Raw genomic sequence first — 1,201 nt, 5'->3', positions numbered from 1 at the left:
CAGGGCGGGATTCCACTTTGTATTTAATTTAATCAAAGATAAGTTGACTACGGAATTCCTCTGACCAAATGGCTCTTCGACGTTTAGCCGCCTGACTGTCTTTTATACTGGTATTCTGTTTAATCACGCTTAATGCAATTCGGTTAAAAAGCGCCATTTGTGCAGCCCCATCAGGCTCTTTGAGTGAGATAGCATCTTCTCGAAAAGTGACATCTAATACCCAATGCAGCTCGTTTTCTACCGACCAGTGCCTTCTTATTGCCTTAGCCACGATTTCCGCCTCCAACGGTAGCGAGCTGACATACCAGCGTGAATCACGATGGGGAGGCTGGCCTTTTACGCTTCGTTCACTGACGACTTCAATAACACTTTGTATTGAAGGCCATTGCCGCCGAAGGACCTCCGGCAATACGGCACGAATTTGCATGACATGCCGAAATTCTGTCCGTCCATGACCGCTATTTTTCTGCGTAAATTCAACAAGCTCATCACTCTCATAATGCGAAGCAAAATACGATTTGACCCATTCATAGAGGGTCTTTTGATTGCCTTTGAGACCCACAATAAAATCACCGCCGCGCTGAGTAATTAACGCAAGGGTTTCTTTCTGGCAATGCAAGGCATCCATAGTGACAATCGCGCCATCAAGCGCCAGTAATTCAATTAATTGTCTGGCAACCGGACCTTCCTGACCTTTGCTTTCGGCTGCCTGATGGTATAGGGCTACACCGGATTCAACATCATAAGCACTGACCACATGCAGGGCTTCAAATAATGTCCCCTTACAGGTTCCTCTCAGGGTTTTTCCATCAATGGCGATAAGACTTTTTCCTGCCCTGACCCGACGCTGATTGATCCAGGCATAAAAGGCTTCAACCAGTGCATCTTGCTCTATCATTTTGATAATATTAGCAATACAGTGACGACGAGGAATACCGTGAGTAAAATGCGTGTATTGTTTAAGCCACTTGCTCTGTAACTCACCAAATTCCTGAATCGATTTCCAGCCAGAAGCGCCGCATAATACAGCGGAGAAGGCTAAAAAAATCACATCCATTAATTCATGTTTTTTATTGATGTCAGAACGAGGGTCTTCTATCTTGCTGATAAAATTAAAAATACTCATTATTAGGATCGCTTTTTTATGGAAGAGAGAGATCTTAACGTTTTAATGAGAGAAATGCCTATAAAAAGTCATATT

Annotated in this window: 1 protein-coding gene; it reads right to left on the bottom strand. The window is 43.5% G+C overall.

The features are described from left to right. Positions 1-28: 28 nt before the first annotated feature. Positions 29-1,126 carry an ISAs1-like element ISPlu18 family transposase gene (locus tag AACQ83_RS24125; RefSeq protein WP_112886971.1) on the bottom strand — a complete coding sequence of 366 codons (1,098 nt, stop codon included), beginning with the start codon at positions 1,124-1,126 and terminating at the stop codon, positions 29-31. Positions 1,127-1,201 lie beyond the last annotated feature (75 nt).

It is taken from the genome of Photorhabdus sp. S10-54 (assembly GCF_963878145.1).
GTDB classification, from domain to species: Bacteria; Pseudomonadota; Gammaproteobacteria; order Enterobacterales; family Enterobacteriaceae; genus Photorhabdus; species Photorhabdus kayaii.
The sequence above is the reverse complement of the archived record's forward strand: the minus strand, read 5'-3'. Positions and strand labels throughout refer to the sequence as shown.